The 235-nt window shown below is 60.9% G+C and carries 1 pseudogene; it reads right to left on the bottom strand.

The features are described from left to right. Positions 1–156 (bottom strand): annotated as a pseudogene (locus KVT44_RS61455) (NADP-dependent oxidoreductase); the annotation flags it as partial. Positions 157–235: the final 79 nt, after the last annotated feature.

Below are 235 nucleotides of genomic sequence, written 5' to 3'. Positions count from 1 at the left end.
GCGCAGGTACCAGTCCGGAGGATTGATGCCGATCGCGTGAACGCGAACGAGCACTTCGCCCGGCCCCGGCTCGGGAATCGGCACCTCGTCGTGACGCAGGACTTCAGGGCCGCCGTGCTCATGGAGCCGGATCGCCCTCATCGTGTGTGTCGGCATCATTTTCTCCTGCCCGCGCTGCGGGATAAGCTTATTCGGATCAGCGATCCACATAACTGGACCAGTGATCCGAATATAT

The sequence above is a fragment of the Streptomyces sp. GbtcB7 genome (assembly GCF_019091445.1).
Taxonomy (GTDB): domain Bacteria; phylum Actinomycetota; class Actinomycetes; order Streptomycetales; family Streptomycetaceae; genus Streptomyces; species Streptomyces mirabilis.
This window is presented reverse-complemented; position numbering and strand designations above follow the sequence as displayed.